This is a genomic window from Streptomyces gilvosporeus, from assembly GCF_002082195.1.
GTDB lineage: Bacteria > Actinomycetota > Actinomycetes > Streptomycetales > Streptomycetaceae > Streptomyces > Streptomyces gilvosporeus.
Window position 1 is genome coordinate 7,759,534 of sequence record NZ_CP020569.1, and the last position, 17,889, is coordinate 7,777,422.

Annotated in this window: 12 protein-coding genes; 7 read left to right on the forward strand and 5 right to left on the reverse strand. The window is 72.5% G+C overall.

Annotation, left to right across the window (positions count from 1 at the left end):
* The first annotated feature begins 20 nt into the window (after window positions 1-20).
* Together B1H19_RS34300 and B1H19_RS34305 are read left to right on the forward strand one after the other, a co-directional pair.
* Complete coding sequence (locus B1H19_RS34300; protein WP_237289670.1) at window positions 21-995, forward strand: alpha/beta hydrolase; 975 nt, start codon at window positions 21-23, stop codon at window positions 993-995.
* Between the two features lie 10 nt (window positions 996-1,005).
* Window positions 1,006-1,725, forward strand: a complete 720-nt coding sequence (locus B1H19_RS34305; protein WP_083108783.1) for a helix-turn-helix transcriptional regulator — start codon at window positions 1,006-1,008, stop codon at window positions 1,723-1,725.
* 64 nt (window positions 1,726-1,789) lie between these two features.
* Here the strand turns inward: B1H19_RS34305 and B1H19_RS34310 are convergent, their stop codons facing one another.
* Window positions 1,790-3,289: a M1 family metallopeptidase gene (locus tag B1H19_RS34310; RefSeq protein ID WP_083108784.1), complete on the reverse strand. Its 1,500-nt coding sequence runs from the start codon at window positions 3,287-3,289 to the stop codon at window positions 1,790-1,792.
* Window positions 3,290-3,469: 180 nt separating this feature from the next.
* Here B1H19_RS34310 and B1H19_RS34315 point away from each other — a divergent pair, with 180 nt between their 5' ends.
* The 3 genes from B1H19_RS34315 (at window position 3,470) to B1H19_RS34325 (ending at window position 8,986) form a co-directional block, all read left to right on the forward strand.
* On the forward strand, window positions 3,470-5,461 hold the full coding sequence (locus tag B1H19_RS34315; protein WP_418361492.1) for a Xaa-Pro dipeptidyl-peptidase: 1,992 nt from the start codon (window positions 3,470-3,472) through the stop codon (window positions 5,459-5,461).
* A gap of 70 nt (window positions 5,462-5,531) precedes the next feature.
* The gene (locus B1H19_RS34320; protein ID WP_237289671.1) at window positions 5,532-6,896 is read left to right on the forward strand and encodes a M14 family metallopeptidase; all 1,365 of its coding nucleotides are present in this window, start codon (window positions 5,532-5,534) and stop codon (window positions 6,894-6,896) included.
* Window positions 6,897-6,979: 83 nt separating this feature from the next.
* A complete protein-coding gene (locus tag B1H19_RS34325; RefSeq protein ID WP_083108786.1) occupies window positions 6,980-8,986 on the forward strand; it encodes an FUSC family protein in 2,007 nt (668 codons plus the stop codon).
* A gap of 40 nt (window positions 8,987-9,026) precedes the next feature.
* Here the strand turns inward: B1H19_RS34325 and B1H19_RS34330 are convergent, their stop codons facing one another.
* The 4 genes from B1H19_RS34330 to B1H19_RS34345 all read right to left on the reverse strand — a co-directional run bounded on the left by B1H19_RS34330 (window position 9,027) and on the right by B1H19_RS34345 (window position 16,071).
* Window positions 9,027-10,769: an AAA family ATPase gene (locus tag B1H19_RS34330; protein WP_418361532.1), complete on the reverse strand. Its 1,743-nt coding sequence runs from the start codon at window positions 10,767-10,769 to the stop codon at window positions 9,027-9,029.
* A gap of 218 nt (window positions 10,770-10,987) precedes the next feature.
* A complete protein-coding gene (locus B1H19_RS34335) occupies window positions 10,988-12,394 on the reverse strand; it encodes a DUF2201 family putative metallopeptidase (protein ID WP_083108787.1) in 1,407 nt (468 codons plus the stop codon).
* Between the two features lie 197 nt (window positions 12,395-12,591).
* The gene (locus tag B1H19_RS34340; protein WP_083108788.1) at window positions 12,592-15,036 is read right to left on the reverse strand and encodes a Tex family protein; all 2,445 of its coding nucleotides are present in this window, start codon (window positions 15,034-15,036) and stop codon (window positions 12,592-12,594) included.
* A gap of 165 nt (window positions 15,037-15,201) precedes the next feature.
* On the reverse strand, window positions 15,202-16,071 hold the full coding sequence (locus B1H19_RS34345) for an SCO6745 family protein (RefSeq protein WP_083108789.1): 870 nt from the start codon (window positions 16,069-16,071) through the stop codon (window positions 15,202-15,204).
* A gap of 136 nt (window positions 16,072-16,207) precedes the next feature.
* Between B1H19_RS34345 and B1H19_RS34350 the strand changes: the two genes are divergently transcribed.
* Together B1H19_RS34350 and B1H19_RS34355 are read left to right on the forward strand one after the other, a co-directional pair.
* A complete protein-coding gene (locus tag B1H19_RS34350; RefSeq protein ID WP_083108790.1) occupies window positions 16,208-17,173 on the forward strand; it encodes a GlxA family transcriptional regulator in 966 nt (321 codons plus the stop codon).
* A 44-nt stretch (window positions 17,174-17,217) separates the two neighbouring features.
* On the forward strand, window positions 17,218-17,880 hold the full coding sequence (locus tag B1H19_RS34355) for a DJ-1/PfpI family protein (RefSeq protein WP_083108791.1): 663 nt from the start codon (window positions 17,218-17,220) through the stop codon (window positions 17,878-17,880).
* Window positions 17,881-17,889: the final 9 nt, after the last annotated feature.

Consider the following 17,889-nt stretch of genomic DNA (forward strand, 5'->3'; position numbering starts at 1 on the left):
CGGCTGCGAGGGTCGGCGGCATGACGATCACCGACGGTACGAAGACCACCGATGGCATGACGCTCACCGACGAGGACTGCCTCGCCGAGACCCTGGCGTTCAACAAGGAATTCGAGGCCACCGCCGCGGGCCGCCCGGCGCGCGAACGGACGCCGGACGCAACCGCGTTGGCCGCGCTTCGGCGCAACCGGCTCGGTGGCGACGCGCCACCGGTGCGACTGCCGCAGGGCCAGGACCGCGTCGTGGCCGGCGGGGTGCGGGTCCGGGCGTTCGTGCCCGAACGCGTCGACGGCGTGTATCTGCACCTCCACGGAGGGGGCTGGGTATTCGGCTCCGCGGGCGGGCAGGACGAAAGACTGTGGCGGCTCGCCGAGCAGGCACGGCTGGCCGTGGTCAGCGTGGAGTACCGCCTGGCGCCGGAGCATCCGTACCCCGCGGGGCCCGATGACTGCGAGGCGGCCGCCCGGTGGCTGGTGGACCATGCCGCGGCCGAGTTCGGGACCCAACGGCTGTTGATCGGGGGTGAATCGGCCGGTGCCCACCTGAGCGTCGTCACCCTGCTGCGCCTTCGCGACCGGCACGGCATCACCGGCGCCTTCCGGGCGGCCCACCTGCTGTTCGGCCCCTACGACCTGTCGATGACACCGAGCCAGCGAGCGTTCGGATCGAGGCGACTGCTGAGCAACACCGCCACGCTGCGGCGGACCTACGAGCTGTTCACCCCCGGCATGGGGGCGGAACAACGCCGCGATCCCGAGGTCTCACCGCTGTTCGCCGACCTTGTCGGTCTGCCGCCCGCCCGGATCGTCGTCGGCACCGAGGATCCGCTGCTGGACGACTCGCTGTTCCTGGCCCAGAGGTGGCAGGCGGCGGGCGCGCCCGTGCACCTCGGTGTCGTCGCCGGCGCCATGCACGGCTTCACCCTCTTCCCGCTGACCGTCACCGAGCGGGAACTGCGGCGCCAGCGGGACTTCCTGTCCACCGCGGGGCGGTAGCGTCGCCGGCATGAACCGCACTGCCCGGCTCTATGCGCTGGTGGAGGAGTTGCGCGCGGCGGCGCCGCGGCCGCTGACGGTCGCGGCGCTCGCCGCGCGATTCGAGATGAGTACGCGCACGGTGCAGCGCGACCTCCAGGCGCTGATGGCGGCCGGTCTCCCGGTGCGCACCGCCCCCGGGCGAGGTGGGGGATGGTCGATCGACCGGGAAATGACCCTGCCCCCGATCCACTTCACCGCCGAGGAGGCCTCCGCACTGGCCGTCGCCCTCGCCGCTACCGACACCCGCGCCCCGTACGCCGGTGCGGCCCGTACGGCGGCCCAGAAGATCCTGGCCTCGATCACGGGGCCCGCCTCGGCGGCGGCCCAGGAACTCGCCGCACGGATCGTGACGCTGCCCTCGCCGTCCGACTCCACGGTCCGCGCCGCGGTGGAACAGGGCCTCACCTCCCACACGGTGCTGCGGCTGACCTACATCGACGCAGCGGGACGCGAAAGCGACCGCGTGGTGGAACCGGCCGGACTGCTCACCGCCGGCGGCCGGTGGTACCTCATCGGCTGGTGCCGCACGCGAGGGGCCGGCCGGGGCTTCCGGCTGGATCGCATCACGGCAGCGGTTCCCACCGCGGAGCGGGCACGGCCCCACGACCTGACCGCACTCCTGCGCGGCTCGGCCGCAGCCGACGCGGTGCGGCCCACCACGCTGGCTCCCCTCACACCCCTGGCCTGAGAGAGGGAGCCGGGGGACGACACCCCGGCTCCCTCTCTCACACAGGGCTCATCGCCCGGTCCTTTCAGTGCCCGTGCGCCTCGTGCACCTCATTGGTCGCCGCGATCGACTTCCACGACTTCGGCTGCGCCACCGGCGCCTTCCGCGCCGCCGCCGCGATGCCCGTGGCCGCCCCGGCGGCCGGCTTGGCGGGCTGGAACAGCCAGGTGTCGAAGAAGTCGGCGAGCTTCTTCCCCGACTTCTTCTCCGCGAACTTCACGAAGTCGGCCACCGAACCGTTGCCGTACCTGTTCTCCGTCGGCCACGCCTTGAGGATCTCGAAGAAGACCTTGTCGCCGACCTTGTTGCGGAACGCCTGGATGGCCAGCGCGCCCCGGTCGTAGACCGCGATGTCGAACTGGTTCTTGGCACCGGGGTCGCCCGGCTTGACCTTCCAGAACGCGTCGTCGGCCGGGTGCTGCGCATAGACGTAGTCCGCGAGCTGTTGCGCGGTGCCCTCGCCCTCCTTCTCCGACCACAGCCACTGGGCGTAGCGGGCGAAGCCCTCGTGGACCCAGATGTCCTTCCAGTCCTTGAGGGACACGCTGTCGCCGTACCACTGGTGCGCCAGCTCATGGACGACCACGGACACATTGGCGCCGTTGTCGAACACCTTCTTGCCGTAGAACGGCCGGGTCTGGGTCTCCAGCGCGTACCCGGCCGGCACGTTCGGCACATACCCGCCCAGCGCATTGAAGGGGTAGCGGCCGAAGAGGCCCTCCTCCCACTGCACGATCTCGGCCGTACGCGCGATGCTGGCCTTGGCCGCGCCCTCGTTGGCGCCCAGGTCCTTGCTGACGGCGTTGATCACCGGCAGGCCGTTCGCGGTGGTGTCCTTGGTGATGTCGAACTTGCCGACCGCCAGCGTGGTCAGATACGTCGACTGGGGCTTGTCCGAGCGCCAGTTGTAGCGGGTCCAGCCCAGCTTGGAGGTCTCGGACAGCAGCACGCCGTTGCTGAGCGCCTGGGTGCCGTCCGGAACCGCCACCGAGATGTCGTAGGTCGCCTTGTCGGTGGGGTGGTCGTTGCTCGGGTACCACCACACGGCGGCGTCCGGCTCCTGCGCCACCACACCGCCGTCGGGCGTACGGGCCCAGCCGCTGTAGCCGTCGATCTTCACCTGCGAGGGCGTGCCCGCATAGCGCACCACGACGCTGATCTGCCGGCCCTTCTCCAGCGGGGTGGCCGGGGTGACCTCCAGCTCGTGCTTGCCGGAGGTCGCAAAGCGGGCCTTGACGCCGTCGACGCGGATCTCGCTGACCTTGAGGCCGAAGTCCAGGTTGAAGCGGGAGAGGTCCTGCGTGGTCGTGGCGAGCAGCGTCGCCGTGCCCTCCAACAGGTCCGTCTCCGGCTGGTACTTGAGCCGGAGGTCGTAGTGGGAGACGTGGTACCCGCCGTTGCCGCTGTCGGGGTAGTAGCTGTCGCCCACCCCCGGAGCCCCGGGCCGGAAGCTTGCCGCCGATGCCGGGATCGCCAGCAAGAGGCTGAGCACCGCGGCACCCGGGACGATGAGTCTGTGACGCACGAGTCCTCCAAATAGGTGGGGAGAGGGATCTCTTGGGCCCTGTGGATCGGACCCTATGTACTCATCGTGGTCATCGTCATGTCCATGGCCGCATCCGACACATGACCGACATCTCGCCGACACGCATCCCGTAACGCCCCCTTCTGTACGGGAGTTGAGCAGCCGCGCTACGGTCCGCGCGTGACCATTCGTGCGTGGATACCCCACATCCCCTGGAAGGCGCTCGCCGTCGCGGCCACCGTCGCCCTGTTGTCGGCGCTCCTCGTGTCCAACGGCGCCGGCGCGGCCCCCGCGGCCGCGTCCTCAGTCTCCTCCGCCCCCGGTGAGAGCAGACCCGTGTACTCCTACGACCACGCGATCCGCGAATCGGTGTGGGTGGACACCCGGCTGGACGGCGACGCGGACGGCCGGAGCGACCGGGTCGCCGTCGATATCGTGCGGCCCCGCGAGCCCGCCCAGCAGGGCCACCGCATCCCGGTGATCATGGATGCCAGCCCGTACTACTCCTGCTGCGGACGCGGCAACGAGAGCCAGAAGAAGACCTACGACGACAAGGGCCGCCCGGTCCAGTTCCCCCTTTTCTACGACAACTACTTCGTTCCCCGCGGCTATGCCACGGTCCTGGTCGATCTGGCCGGAACCAATCGCTCCGACGGCTGCATCGACATCGGCGGCCGCTCCGACATCCAGTCGGCCAGGGCCGTGGTCGACTGGCTGAACGGCCGCGGGCGCGCCTACACCGCCCGTAAGGGAGGCAGACCCGTCACCGCGGGCTGGTCCAACGGCCGCACCGGCATGATCGGCAAGAGCTGGGACGCCACCATCGCCAACGGCGTCGCGGCCACCGGGGTCGCGGGCCTCAAGACCATCGTCCCGATAGCCGGCATCTCCTCCTGGTACGACTACTACTTCGCCAAGGGCGCCCCGCTCTACGACTCGGGCCCCGACGCGCTGGCGAAGGACGTGGAGAGCCCCGCGGCGCAGAAACGTTGTGGCGCCGTCCAGAAGAAACTGGTCGACGGCGCGCCCCGCACCGGGGACTGGACCGGCCTGTGGACCGAACGGGACTACGTCCGCCATGCCGCCAACGTGCACGCCAGCGTCTTCATGGTGCATGGGATGCAGGACCTCAACGTCCGTACCCGCCACGCCGGACGGTGGTGGGACGCGCTCGCCCGGCATGGCGTCGAGCGCAAGATCTGGCTGTCCCAGACCGGGCACGTCGACCCCTTCGACTACCGGCGCGGCACCTGGGTCGCGACCCTGCACCGCTGGTTCGACCACTATCTGATGGGCTACGACAACGGCATCGACCGCGAGCCGATGGCCGACATCGAGCGGGCGCCCGACACCTGGTCCACCGACGCACAGTGGCCCGCGGCCGGTACGCAGGCCACCACCCTGCGGCCCCGTAACGCCACCGCCCCGGGCGCCGGCATCCTGGGCACCGAACCCGCCCCGGCGGGTACCAGCGCGGCCTTCACCGACGACCCCCAGCACAGCGAGGCCGACTGGGCGGCGGGGATGGACAAGGCGACCCCGGACAAGGCCGGATTCACCACCGCACCGCTGAAGGCGCCCCTGCGGCTGTCCGGCTCCGGCAAGGTGACGATCACCGCCACCCCCAGCACCTCGACCGCGCATCTGTCCGCCGTTCTCGTCGACCTCGGCCCCGCCACCATCCGCAATTACGGGGGCAAGGGCGAGGGCATCACCACCCTCACCCGGCGCACCTGCTGGGGCGCCGGCACCGCCGGCGACACCGGCTGCTTCAAGGAGACCGCCGCCGACACCCAGAAGGTCGCCCACACCGTCTTCAGCCGCGGCTGGGCCGACCTCGGCAACTACGCCGACCCGCGCAAGGGCCGCCCGCTCACCCCGGGCAAGGCGTACACCATCACGCTGGACCTGGCCGCGAGCGACCACATCGTGCCCGCCGGCCACCGTCTCGCGCTGATCGTGGGCGGTACCGACGCGGGCCTGATCGACCCGCCGTCGTCCCGGCCCCGACTGACCCTCGATCTGGCGCACACCGTCGCCCGACTGCCGCTGGTCGGCGGCGCCCCGGCGTTCGACCGGGCCACGGCGGGCGCCGCGCGGCAGGCGGCCGGCGGGCCGCTGGACGGCATCGTCCCGCCGCGGGTCATCAGCCGCATACCGTCCGCGGGTTGACCCGGCCGGGGGCCGCCCCGCACCCCGGGGCGGCCCCCTTCCCGTCTCTCCTCGACTCCAGGAGGCCCTCGTGAGACCCCTCGTGAGACCCCGCTCCGGCAGCCTCACCCGCGCTGCCCTCGCCGTCGGCCTGCTGGCCACGCTCGCCGCGGCGCTGCCCGCCGCCCCGGCCGGCGCGGCCGGAACCCGGCTGCCCCGTACGGGCTTCGAGATCAGCCACGGTGCCCGCTGGACCGGCCAGTCGGAGGAGCAGTCCTTCCTCGCCGCGGTCGACCGCGCCACACCCCGGGTGCGCATCGACCGCATCGGCACCACCCGGCAGGGCCGCCCGCTCCGGCTCGTACGGATCGGCGCCCCGGCTCCCGAGAGCCCCCAGGACGTACGGCGCGGCAACTCCGTGCTGCTCATCTGCTCCCAGCACGGCGACGAACCCTCCGGCCGCGAGGCATGCCTGAGCACCGTGCGCGATCTGGCCTACGCCCAGGACCCGGCCACCCTGCGCTTCCTCGCCCGCACCAGCGTGCTCGTCCTGCCGACCGCCAACCCCGACGGCCGGGCGGCCGACACCCGCGGCAACTCCGAGGGCACCGACATCAACCGCGACCACCTCGCGCTCACCACTCCCGAGGCCCGCGCGATGGCCGCCGTGATCCGCGACTACCGCCCCGACACCATCTACGACCTGCACGAATACACCCCCACCGCGCCGTACTACGTCAAGGACGTGCTGTCGCTGTGGCCGCGCAACCTCAACACGGCACCCGCGGTGCACCGCGAGGCCACCGTCCTCTCCCGCGACTTCGTCGCACCGGCCGTCCGCGCGGCGGGTCTGAGCACCGGCGTCTACGGCATCTGGACCGACCCGGAGACCGGCGCACCGGTCAAACAGGTCGCGGGCGACGGCCAGGAACGGATTCTGCGCAACACGGCGGGCGTGAAGGGCTCGGTGGGACTGCTCGTCGAGACCCGCGTCGATCCCCTGACGGCCGCCGAGAAGGCGGACCCCGCGCGGGGCAACCGGCGTCGCGTCGCCTCCCAACTGGCCGCGCTGCACGGCGCGTTCACCTTCCTGGACCGGCACCGCGCACGGATCGAAGCGGCCACCACGGCCGCCCGGACCGCCGGATACGCCGACCGCGGCCCCGTCTACCTCGGCGGCGCGGACAACGAACCCGCCACGGACCAGGACGTGTTGTCCGACCCGCCGTGCGGATACCGCCTGGATGCCGGGCAGCTGGCCGCCGTGGAGCGGCAACTGTCGTTGCACGGCGTCGGGTGGCGGCGCGAGCGCGACGGGGGAGCGGTCGTTCCGCTGCGGCAGTCGCGGCGCGCTCTCGTCCCGCTGCTGCTGGACCGGCGGGCCCACTACCACCTCACGGCGGCGACACCGGTCGGGCGGAACGTCTGCGCAGGTGGGCACGCCATCCGGATGTGATCGCGGCGTAACCCGGCGGCCGTCATCCGGACAAAACCGGACCTTAGGCTGGGGGCAGCACCGTCGTCCGTCGAAGGAAGCACATGCCCCGCGCTGCGCGCGCCCTGCCCGCCTGGCTCGCCCATCCGCTCCGCTGGCAGCGGCTGCCCGTCCCCTGGGCCGCCGTCGCCCGCGGCGCCCTGTGTGCCGGGCCGCTGCTCGGCGCGGGCCTCGCCACCGGCCATACGGCGGCCGGCGTACTGGCCGGGCTCGGCTCGATGCTGGCCGGGGTCAACGACCGCCCCGGCACCCGGCGCACCGGCATTGTCCACATCGGACTGCCCGCCCTGGCCTCGGCGCTCGGCATGCTGATGGGCGCCGCCCTGCACGCGGCCGACGCGGGCTGGTGGATCGTTGCGGCGCTGTTCGCGGTCGGCTTCGTCTCCGGCGCGGGCAGCGTCGCCGGACCCGTACGCTCCACCGCCGGCATGCAGATGCTGGCCACCACCATCCTCGGTGCCGGTATGCCGCTGCCCGGCACCCCCTGGGGAAAGGCCCTCTACGTCCTGGCGGGCTGCCTGTGGCTGCTTCTGCTGCGGCTGGTCCTGCGGCCGCCGCGCCCCACGGGCGGTGCGCTCGACGGCGAGCGCGCGGCCGTCGCCACCGTCTTCGACGCGCTCGCCGACGCCCTGGCCGCGGCGGGCGCCTCCGGCGCCGAGTCGGCCCGGCGCCGGCTGACCGCCGCCCTGGACCGCGCCGACGAGGCCCTCCGGCTGCGCCGCCTGACCAGCAGGCTGCTGCGGCGGCCGGCCCGCACGGAAGAACTCCTGCTCGCCGAGCGGTTCACCGCGGCGACGGCGCTGTGCGAGGCCAGCGTGGCGCTGCTGTGGGAGGCACGGCCGCTGCCCGCCGCGGTCGTGGAGAGCCCGCGGCGGTTCGCCGACGCCCTGCGCACCGGGCGGTCACCGGGGCGGCTGTCCGCGCCGGAGACCAGTTCGGCCGCGCGCCGGGCCTTCGACCGCGCCCTGCTGGACGCGGCGGTGGCCTTCGCCCGGACGGCGCCCACGACGCGGCCCGGACGGCCGGGCCCCGCCGCCCCCGAGCCCCTCCGGCCGTCCCTCGCCCGCCGCGCGGCCGACGCCGTCGTCCGCCGCACCCGCCCCGGGCGCAGCCTCGTGGAGCCCGCCGGACGCGACTACGGCCTGCGGGTCGCCCTGTGCATCGCCGCCAGCGCCGCCGTGGCCCTGTTGCTGCGCGCGGACCACTGGTACTGGCTCCCGGTGACCGCCACCTTCCTCGTCAAGCCCGACCTGGGCCCGCTCTTCTCCCGTACGGTCAACCGCTTCACCGGCACCGTCGCGGGCGTCCTCGTCTTCGCCGCGGCGGGGCAGCTGCTGACGTGGACGGGCGCCGGGGTGTGGTGGCCCGCCGTGGTCGCCGGTGCGGGCGGTGCGCTGCTGCCGTTCGCCACCCGCCACTTCGCGCTCCAGACCGTGGCGATCACCCTCATGGTGCTGTCGTTCGTGACCGTCGGCGGCGCCTCCGAGGCCGCCGCCGAGCGCATCGTCGACACCTCCCTCGCCTGCGGCATCGTCCTCGTCGTCGGCCATCTGCCGCATCTGGCCGACCCCCGCCGCCGGGTCGGCCAGCGCGTCGCCGCGGCACTGCGCGCCACCGAGGACTTTCTGCGGCACGTCCTGGAATCCGCACCCGGAGCCGACCCCACCGCACGCCTGACGCTGCGCCGCGCCGCCTACCGCGCGCTCGCCCAGGCCCGTACGACGGCCGAGACCGCCGCCGCCGAACTCCGCCCCGCCCGCGACCGCACCCCCGACTGGCTGACCGCCGTCACCGCCGCCGAACGCATCGTCGACGCCGCCACGGCCTGCGCCGTACGCCTCGACCACGGCGCCCGCCGCCCCGCTCCCGACGAGGCCGAGCGGCTGTGCCAGGCCCTCGCCACCATGGCCGATGCCTTCGAGGCCCCCCGGCACCGCGCCACCGGCACCCCCGCCCCCTCCGTCGACCTGCGGGCCGACCCGGGCTGCGCGACGCTGACGGACGTCGCGGCCGAACTGGAGCGTCTGCGGGGGTATGCGGGGGCGGGGTAGCCGGAATGTGCGGCCTCGGCGGCACCGGCCGTCCGCGGCCTCAGGGCCGGGGTATCCGCGCGAACGTATCGATCCAGAACCGCTGCGCCTCGTCGGACGCCCCGACCAGATAGGTGGACCGCAGCTTCGGCGGCAGCAGTGGCAACAGCCGGGCCACCGCATCCTGATGCTTGCGGAGCTGTGACAACTCGGCGTTGGCCAGGATCTGGTGCACCAGATCGCTGTCGTTGGACCCCTCGCTCGACTCGGCCGCCGCCGTGCGCAGCCGTTGCTCCCAGGCGTCGATGTCTTCGGCCAGCTCCCGCAGCCCGGTGACCGGACGTTCGCTGAGCCGGTCGATCAGGGCCGTCAGCGGCACCGGCGCATACTCGCCCTCACCCAGATACACCAGGCCCATCTCCAGCGGCAGTCCCCGCTGATGGAGCCTGATCAGCCGCTCCAGGGTGCGCTTGGTGATCCAGGCGCGGCCCTCCTCGTCGATATCGTGCTTCCACCACTCCAGGACCGTCTCCGCGACCGCGCCGTACTTCGCGATCAGCCACTCATTGGCCGGGATGTCGCCGGGCTCGACGGTCAGCGAGGCGGTGAAGCGGGTCGCCTGGGCGATGTTGTTCCGCGCGACGAGCAGCTTGCGGCCCAGGTGGTAGGGCGGATTCTGGACGGCGATCTGCGCCCGCAGATTCTCGATCCGCCGGCCCGCCAGCGACCACTCCTGAGTGATCTCCATCAGCTTGGCGAACGTCGCCTTGTCCTTGGGGCGGTTGTACTCGTCCCAGACGATGACCTTCGGCTCGGGCCCCAGAAAGGACCCGGCCAGCAGGTTGTCCAGAGAACCGTCGGCCGTCGGGATCGGTGCGCACAGATCCTCGACATTGGTCACCGGCATCGAGAAGTACAGCGGCTCGCGGCCGCCCAACCCCTCCCGGACCGTCTCGCGCACCAGCTCCGTCTTGCCGCAGCCGGGCGGCCCCTGCAACAGCACCGACCAGCGGTTGCGCAGCGCCGCGCGGACGACCGAACGGACCGGATCGGGGATCGTCGCGGGATTGGCGGCCCCGACCGCCGCGGCGATCCGGTCCAGGATCTCGGCCGTACGGTCCTTGCCGGGCGTGCCGTCGGCGCGCTGCTCGCGCAGCCGCAGCCGCTCGCCGTTGACCAGCGGCAGCCCCCAGCGCAGCGGGAAGCCCTCCTGGGCATTGGCCAGGATGTGGTCGAGGGTGCGCGGTGAGAGCACCTCACGCAGCCCCGGGCTCAGGGCCGCCCAGGTGGTGAACACCTCGCGCAGATTCCACCCGGGGTACTTCGCGGCCAGCTCGTAGCGCCAGGCCGTGTCGTTGGCGGTGATCCGGAGCGTCACCATCCGGTCCAGTACGGCCAGATCGCTGCGGCGGGCCGCCGTCTCCGCCAGCGACTCGTTGTCCGTCAGGAAGACACCGATGCAGCCCAGCGCCCGCAGATCGAACTCGCCCAGCGTCCAGTTGCAGGCGATCTGCATCAGCTGCGACTGGATCGTCGCACCGGCCTGGAGCGAATCGTCGATCAGCAGCACAAACGGCTTACCGGGCCGCAGCTGGCTCATCACCAGCTGGCGCAGCACCAGTTCACCCGTCCGGGCGTCGCGCACCGGGGCGTTGGCGAGCAGATCGTCGGGCGTGAGATTGGCGGCCGGGACGAAGACCAGCTCGGCATCCGGGTACGCCTCGGGCAGGTGGCTGAAGAAGGTCGCCGTCTTGCCGATGCCGTGCTCGCCGAAGATCTGGCCGGTCTGCCCCATGTCGATCATCGCGTCGATGAACGACTCCAGCCGGGAGACGCCCGTCCAGCCCACGGGCCGTTCCGGATAGGTGGCACTGGCCCGCCAGCTCAACTCCTCGGCCGCGTCCCCCTTCTGTGCCCCTTTCTGCGCCCTCTTCTTCGCTGCCGTCTTCACTGTCGTCTCCGCTGCCTTCTTCGGTGCCTTGGCCGCGGCCCGCTTCGGCGTCGCGGTGGGCGTGGTCGTGCTCATCGGTCTCCTGTCGTCACCCGGTGGCAGGCCATCTGCGGGGTGTGGTGGTCGGGCCAGTCGTCGCCGCCCTCGGTGATCAGCCAGATCCATTTGTCCGGCTCGGCGGGGGTGATATGCGGTGCATAGCCGTCGGTGAGCATGACCACGGCATCCGCTGTCTCCTCGAAGGGCACACCGCCGACCGCCGTACGGCCCTCGACGTAATCGGCCACCGCCTGAAAGCTGGTGCCCCCGCCGCCGTACACCCGCTCGCCGGGCCGGAACGGCATCACCACGCCGTCGAACGACAGCCAGTGCGCGGACACCCCGTCGATCTCGCCGACCAGCTTCGTCAGCCACTCCACCACCCAGTCGGGCATCGAACCGGAGGTGTCATAGGCGATGACCAGCACCTTCTCGCGCTCCGCACCGCGGCGCGAGAGCATCGGGTCATGGCCCAGCGCCGCCAGCAGGGCGCCGCGCTTCTTCGGATAGACCAGTCGCTCGCCCTCCCGCAGCTTCGTGGCGAGGACATCGACGAGCCAGCGCTGCCACCAGTCGACCTTCCCGGTCCGGGCGGTCTCCCCGCGCAGCGTCCCGGCACCCAGCCGCCCCCATACCTTGCTCGCATGCTCCGATGTGCCGTCCGTACGGTCCATCAGATCGAGCAACTCCTGCTCCGCGCCCGGGTGTCCGCGGCGCGCGGCCAGCAGGGTGTTGAGCAGCGCGGAGGAGACGGTCTCGTCGATGGTCTCCTGGTCGGCGCCCGCCCCGGGGTCGGCCAGATGCGCACACACCGCCACCGGCGGCGTGGGAGGGTGCTTCATCCGCTTCAGCTCGTTGAAGACGGTCATATCCGTCTCGACGAAGTCGTCGTAGCCGAGCGGTTCGAGGCCCTGGTCCGTCAAATCGGCGGCGTAGTCCCGATGGACCTCGTGCGGATCCACGCCCGTCGGCGCGCCGTCGAGCACGGGGAGGCCGGTGCGTCCCAGCCGGACCAGCGCGACGTGATTGATGGACACCTCGGCGGCGAGGGTGAAGAGCGGGTCCTCGCGCAGCTCCGGATCGGCGAACAGATGGCGGTGCACCAGATGGCGCGCCTCGTGGAAGAGGACGAACTTCACGCCCGCCAGGCCCAGTCGGACGAAAAACTCCGGGTTGTAGAGCAGCGGACAGGTGCCGTCCCCCGAGGCCACCACGGCGGCGGTCGCGACGGCCGTCGTCGGAATCTGCTGGGGGCACTTCGCATAGATCCACGAGGCCACCACGGACTCCGTCAGCCCGAAATCCAGCAGCGCGGCCTCCTTGAGCCGCCGCGCCTCCTCCACCACCTCCGGCTCCGCCGGCCGCCACCGCTCCAGCGCCCGCCGGTCGGCCAGATCGACCACCGGCCGGTGCCCCGCAGTTGTCGCGTCGTACGCCACGATCCACCCCCGTTCTCAGCTGCCTTCATTGGTATCAGGCGGCACTGACAACGGATCTTGGGGAGGCGGAACGCGCTGCCGCCCCCCCACCCCACCCACACACCCTCCCCCGCCCCCACCTTGCCCTCCCCCCGAAGGGGGGAGGGCAAGGTGACGGGGGGTGGGGGCGGGGGCGAAAAAAAGCCTGCGGCCGCGGCCTACCGCCGGCCGCCCTCCCCGCCCAACAGCCCGGCCCGCCGCAGCGCATCGGCCATCGCGTCATTGGCCGGTCCGGCGTCGCGGCCGCCCCTGCGGTCCCCGCCGCGGCCCGCTCCGCCGCCCTGCCGCTGCCGCGGCGCGCCGCCGCGACCGCCCTCGCGCGATCCGCCGCCACGGCGCTCGCCACCACCGCGGCGCTCACCGCCGCCGCGCCGTTCGCCGCCGCCCGCCGACGCACCCTTGCCGGGCTCGTCGTCCAGCCGCAGCGTCAGCGAGATCCGCTTGCGCGGAATGTCGACATCGAGCACCTTGACCCGCACGATGTCGCCCGGCTTGACCACGTCCCGCGGGTCCTTGACGAAGGTCTTCGACATCGCGGACACATGCACCAGCCCGTCCTGGTGGACGCCGACGTCCACGAACGCCCCGAAGGCGGCGACATTGGTCACCACGCCCTCCAGGAGCATCCCCGGCTGGAGATCGCCGATCTTCTCCACGCCGTCCTTGAAGGTCGCGGTCTTGAAGACCGGACGCGGATCGCGGCCCGGCTTCTCCAGCTCCTGGAGGATGTCGGTGACGGTCGGCAGGCCGAAGGAGTCGTCGACGAAGTCGGCGGGCCGCAACGTCCGCAGCGCCGCGGTGTTGCCGATCAGCGAGCCGACCTCGGCGCCCGCCGCCGTGACCATCCGGCGCACCACCGGATACGCCTCCGGGTGCACGCTGGACGCGTCCAGCGGGTCGTCGCCGCCCCGGATGCGCAGGAAGCCCGCGCACTGCTCGTACGCCTTCGGGCCGAGCCGCGGCACGTCCTTGAGGGCCTTGCGGGAGCGGAAGGGGCCGTTGCTGTCCCGGTGCGCGACGATGTTCTCCGCGAGCCCGGAGCCGATGCCCGACACCCGCGAAAGCAGCGGCGCGGAGGCGGTGTTGACGTCCACCCCGACACCGTTGACACAGTCCTCGACCACCGCGTCCAGGGAGCGCGACAGCTTCACCTCGGACAGATCGTGCTGGTACTGGCCGACGCCGATCGACTTCGGGTCGATCTTGACCAGTTCGGCCAGGGGGTCCTGGAGGCGCCGGGCGATCGACACCGCGCCGCGCAGCGACACATCCATGTCGGGCAGTTCCTGGGAGGCGAAGGCCGAGGCGGAGTACACCGAGGCGCCCGCCTCGGACACCATCACCTTCGTCAGCTTCAGCTCCGGCTGGGCGGCGATCAGATCGGCCGCCAGCTTGTCCGTCTCGCGGGAGGCGGTGCCGTTGCCGATCGCGATCAGCTCGACGTCGTGCTCGCGCGCCAGTTTCGCCAGCGTGGCCAGCGAGGCGTCCCACTTCTGCTGGGGCACATGGGGGTAGATGGTGTCGGTGGCGGCCACCTTGCCGGTCGCGTCCACGACGGCCACCTTGACGCCCGTACGGAAACCCGGGTCCAGGCCCATGGTGGCGCGCGTCCCGGCGGGCGCCGCCAGCAGCAGATCGCGCAGGTTGGACGCGAAGACCCGCACCGCCTCGTCCTCGGCGGCCTGCCGCAGGCGCAGCCGCAGATCGATGCCGAGGTGCACCTGGACGCGGGTGCGCCAGGCCCAGCGCACGGTGTCCAGCAGCCACCGGTCGGCCGGCCGGCCCCGGTCGGCGATGCCGAACTTCCGGGCGATGGACTGCTCGTAGGACGTGGGGCCTTCCACCTGCTCGGTGTCCGGCTCCAGCGCGAGGTCGAGGATCTCCTCCTTCTCGCCGCGGAACATCGCCAGTACCCGGTGCGAGGGCAGCTCGGTGAACGGCTCCGCGAAGTCGAAGTAGTCGGCGAACTTCGCGCCGGCCTCCTCCTTGCCCTCGCGCACCTTGGCCGCGACCTGCCCCCGTGACCACATCCGTTCGCGCAGCTCACCGATCAGATCGGCGTCCTCGCTGAACCGCTCGGTCAGGATGGCCCGCGCGCCCTCCAGGGCGGCGGCCGGATCGGCGACCCCCTTGTCGGTGTCCACGAACGCCGCGGCCGCCGCGGCCGGCTCCACCGAAGGGTCGGTCAGCAGCCCGTCGGCCAGCGGCTCCAGGCCCGCCTCCCGGGCGATCTGCGCCTTGGTGCGCCGTTTGGGCTTGTACGGGAGGTAGATGTCCTCCAGGCGCGCCTTGGACTCCGCGCCCCGGATCTGCGCCTCCAGGGCGGCGTCCAGTTTGCCCTGGGACCGTACGGATTCCAGGATCGCGGTCCGGCGCTCCTCCAGCTCCCGCAGATAGCGCAGCCGCTCTTCGAGCGCACGCAGCTGCGCATCGTCGAGCATCTCGGTGGCTTCCTTGCGGTAGCGCGCGATGAACGGGACGGTCGACCCGCCGTCGAGCAGTTCGACCGCGGCCTTGACCTGCCGCTCCTTGACGCCGAGTTCCTCGGCGATCCTCGCTTCGAGGGACCCGAGAGGCCCGGTGGACACAGTGGATGCCGTCACGTTGATCCTGCCCCGCCTTCCAGCGCTTGCTTGAGCCTGCATTGTGCCGGGTGCCGGGCCGCGGTGTCGCACCGCCCGGCCGTGCGCGCCGGGGTGTGAGAAGGCGCACCCACACCCCGGCGGCGAGCCTTCAGGCCCCGGTCCGCCGCGCGGCCCGGCCCCGGCTCACTTGCCGAACATCTCCGCGGGGAACGCCCCGGCGCTCACCGCGGCGGCGGTGAAGCCGGTGGCCAGTTCGGTCAGACGGGCCACGCCCTCGGCGCCCAGGTGCTCGTACGGGCCGCGGTCCAGCCGGTCGGTGTGGCGTTCGAGGTCCTTGCGCAGCTGGACGCCGGCCTCGGTCAACTCGCCCTCGGCGTCCAGGAGGCCACGCGACCGCAGCCGCTCCTGTGCGGCCTGCCAGTCCTCCGGCGCCCAGCCCCGGGTCGCCATGACGCCCTGATAGCTCATGCCGCGCCCGCTGGCGGTGTGCGTGACCAGCGCCTCCAGCCCGTCGAGTTCGGCGTCCAGCAGCGCCAGCAGATGCCCGTCGCCCCGGTGCTCGCGCAGCAGCGTCGCGGCGTGCCAGAAGGCCATGTGCGGGGCGTCCGGTACGGGCAGATCGGCGTGTGCGGCGTACAGCGGGCGGGCCTGGCGGGCGCAGCCCTCGGTGGCCCGCAGCGCCAGTTCGGCGGCCTCCGCCATCTCCGGGGAGTCGAGCGCCGCATCGCCGAGCAGCCGGCGCAGGGTGGCGTCGGCCGCGCGCAGCCGGGCCTCCAGTACGGCCTCCGGCGTGGTGACCGTCCAGACGTGCGGCACATGCTGTGCGATGAGGTCGTGGTGGAAGTTGTAGAAGGTGGCCGTGATGGTGCCGGGACCCACCGCGCCCAAGGCGGCGCCCCGTGCGGCGAAGTAGGCGGCCCGGCGGTTCTCGATGCCGGCCTTGGCCAGCTCCTCGCCGAACTCCGGCGCGAAGTAATGCGTCGAGTGGTACGGGTTGACGACGTTGTGACACTGGCGTCCGGCGTTCTCGGGCAGTGCGCTCGTAGAGGTCATACGAGCAGGTTACCGACCGCTCGGTATGGGCGCGCCGCGGCCCCGGCCCCGTCCCTTCCCACCCGTACGTCGGCATGGCAGAAAAGGTGGGAAATTCGTCATTGCCGCCATCGTCACCGCTCTCCAGGATGGAGACATGGAACAGCGCGATGTGCTGGTCGTCCTCTTCGACGGCCTGCAGAGTCTCGATGTGAGCGGACCGGTCGAGGTCCTCAGCGGCGCCGCCCTCACGGCCCCGGGCGCGTACCGGATCCGTACGGCGAGCCCCGACGGCGCCCCGGTCCGGGCCTCCAGCGGGCTGACGCTCACCCCGGACCTCGCGCTCCGTGACGCCACACCGGAGCACACCCTCCTCGTGCCCGGCGGCAACGGCACCCGTGCCCCCGACCCGCGGCTGGTCGTCTGGCTGCGCACGCACGCACCGCGCGCCCGGCGCACGGTCTCGGTGTGCAGCGGCGCCCTGCTGCTCGCCGAGGCGGGGCTGCTCGACGGGCGCCGCGCGACCACACATTGGGCGCTGTGCGAGACCCTGGCGCAACGGTTTCCCGCCGTACGCGTCGAACCGGAACCGATCTACGTCCAGGACGGCGACCTGTTCACCTCCGCGGGCGTCACCGCCGGGATCGATCTGGCGCTGGCCCTGGTGGAGCAGGACCTGGGCCGCGATCTCGCGCTGGAGATCGCCCGCCACCTGGTCGTCTTTCTGCGCCGGCCCGGCAACCAGACCCAGTTCAGCGCCCAGCTCGCCGCCCAGACCGCGGAGCGGCGCCCGTTGCGCGACGTCCAGCAGTGGATCACCGAGAACCCGGCGGCGGACCTCTCCGTCGACGCCCTCGCGGCCCGCGCCGGACTCTCGCCCCGGCACTTCGCCCGCGCCTTCCGCGACGAGGTCGGCATGACCCCCGGCCGCTATGTGGACCGCATCCGCCTGGAGGCTGCCCGGCGCCGCCTGGAGGACACCGCGGACGGCATCGAGGAGGTGTCCCGCCACTGCGGATACGGCACCCCCGAGGCCATGCGCCGGGCCTTCGTCCGCGTCCTGGGCGCGGCCCCCGCCGAATACCGCCGCCGCTTCCAGCCGGCCCCCGTGCCCGCCCGTTGACCCACCCGACCACCACCGACCGACCCACCACCAGGAGCCAGCCCATGCAGATCGCCATCCTCCTCTTCGACCGCTTCACCACCCTGGACGCCGCCGGCCCGTACGAGACCCTCAGCCGGCTGCCGGGCGCCGAGACGGTGTTCGTCGCCGAGCGGACCGGCACCCACCGCACCGACCTCGGCTCCCTCGGCATGGTCGCCGACGCCGTGCTCGCCGACGTCACCGAGCCCGACATCCTCGTCGTGCCCGGCGGGCCGGGGCAGATCGCGCACATGGACAACGGTGCGCTGCACGAGTGGATCCGCGCCGTGGACGCCCACACCACCTGGACGACTTCCGTGTGCAGCGGCTCCCTGCTGCTGGGCGCGGCGGGCCTCCTCAAGGGCCGCCGCGCCACCTCCCACTGGCTGGCGTTGGAGCAGCTGCGGGGGCTGGGGGCCGAGCCCACGGGGGAGCGGGTGGTCTTCGACGGCAAGTACGTCACGGCGGCCGGCGTCTCGTCCGGTATCGACATGGGGCTGGCCCTGGCCGGCCGGATCGCCGGGGACGCCGTCGCCCAGTCGATCCAGCTCGGCATCGAGTACGACCCGCAGCCGCCGTACGACGCGGGTTCCCCTGACAAGGCCCCGGCCGAGATCACCGCGGCCATGCGCGAACTGAGCCGTTTCGTGCTCGCCGGGGAGACGCAGAGCGCTCCGGAGAAGTAGCGCGCCCCG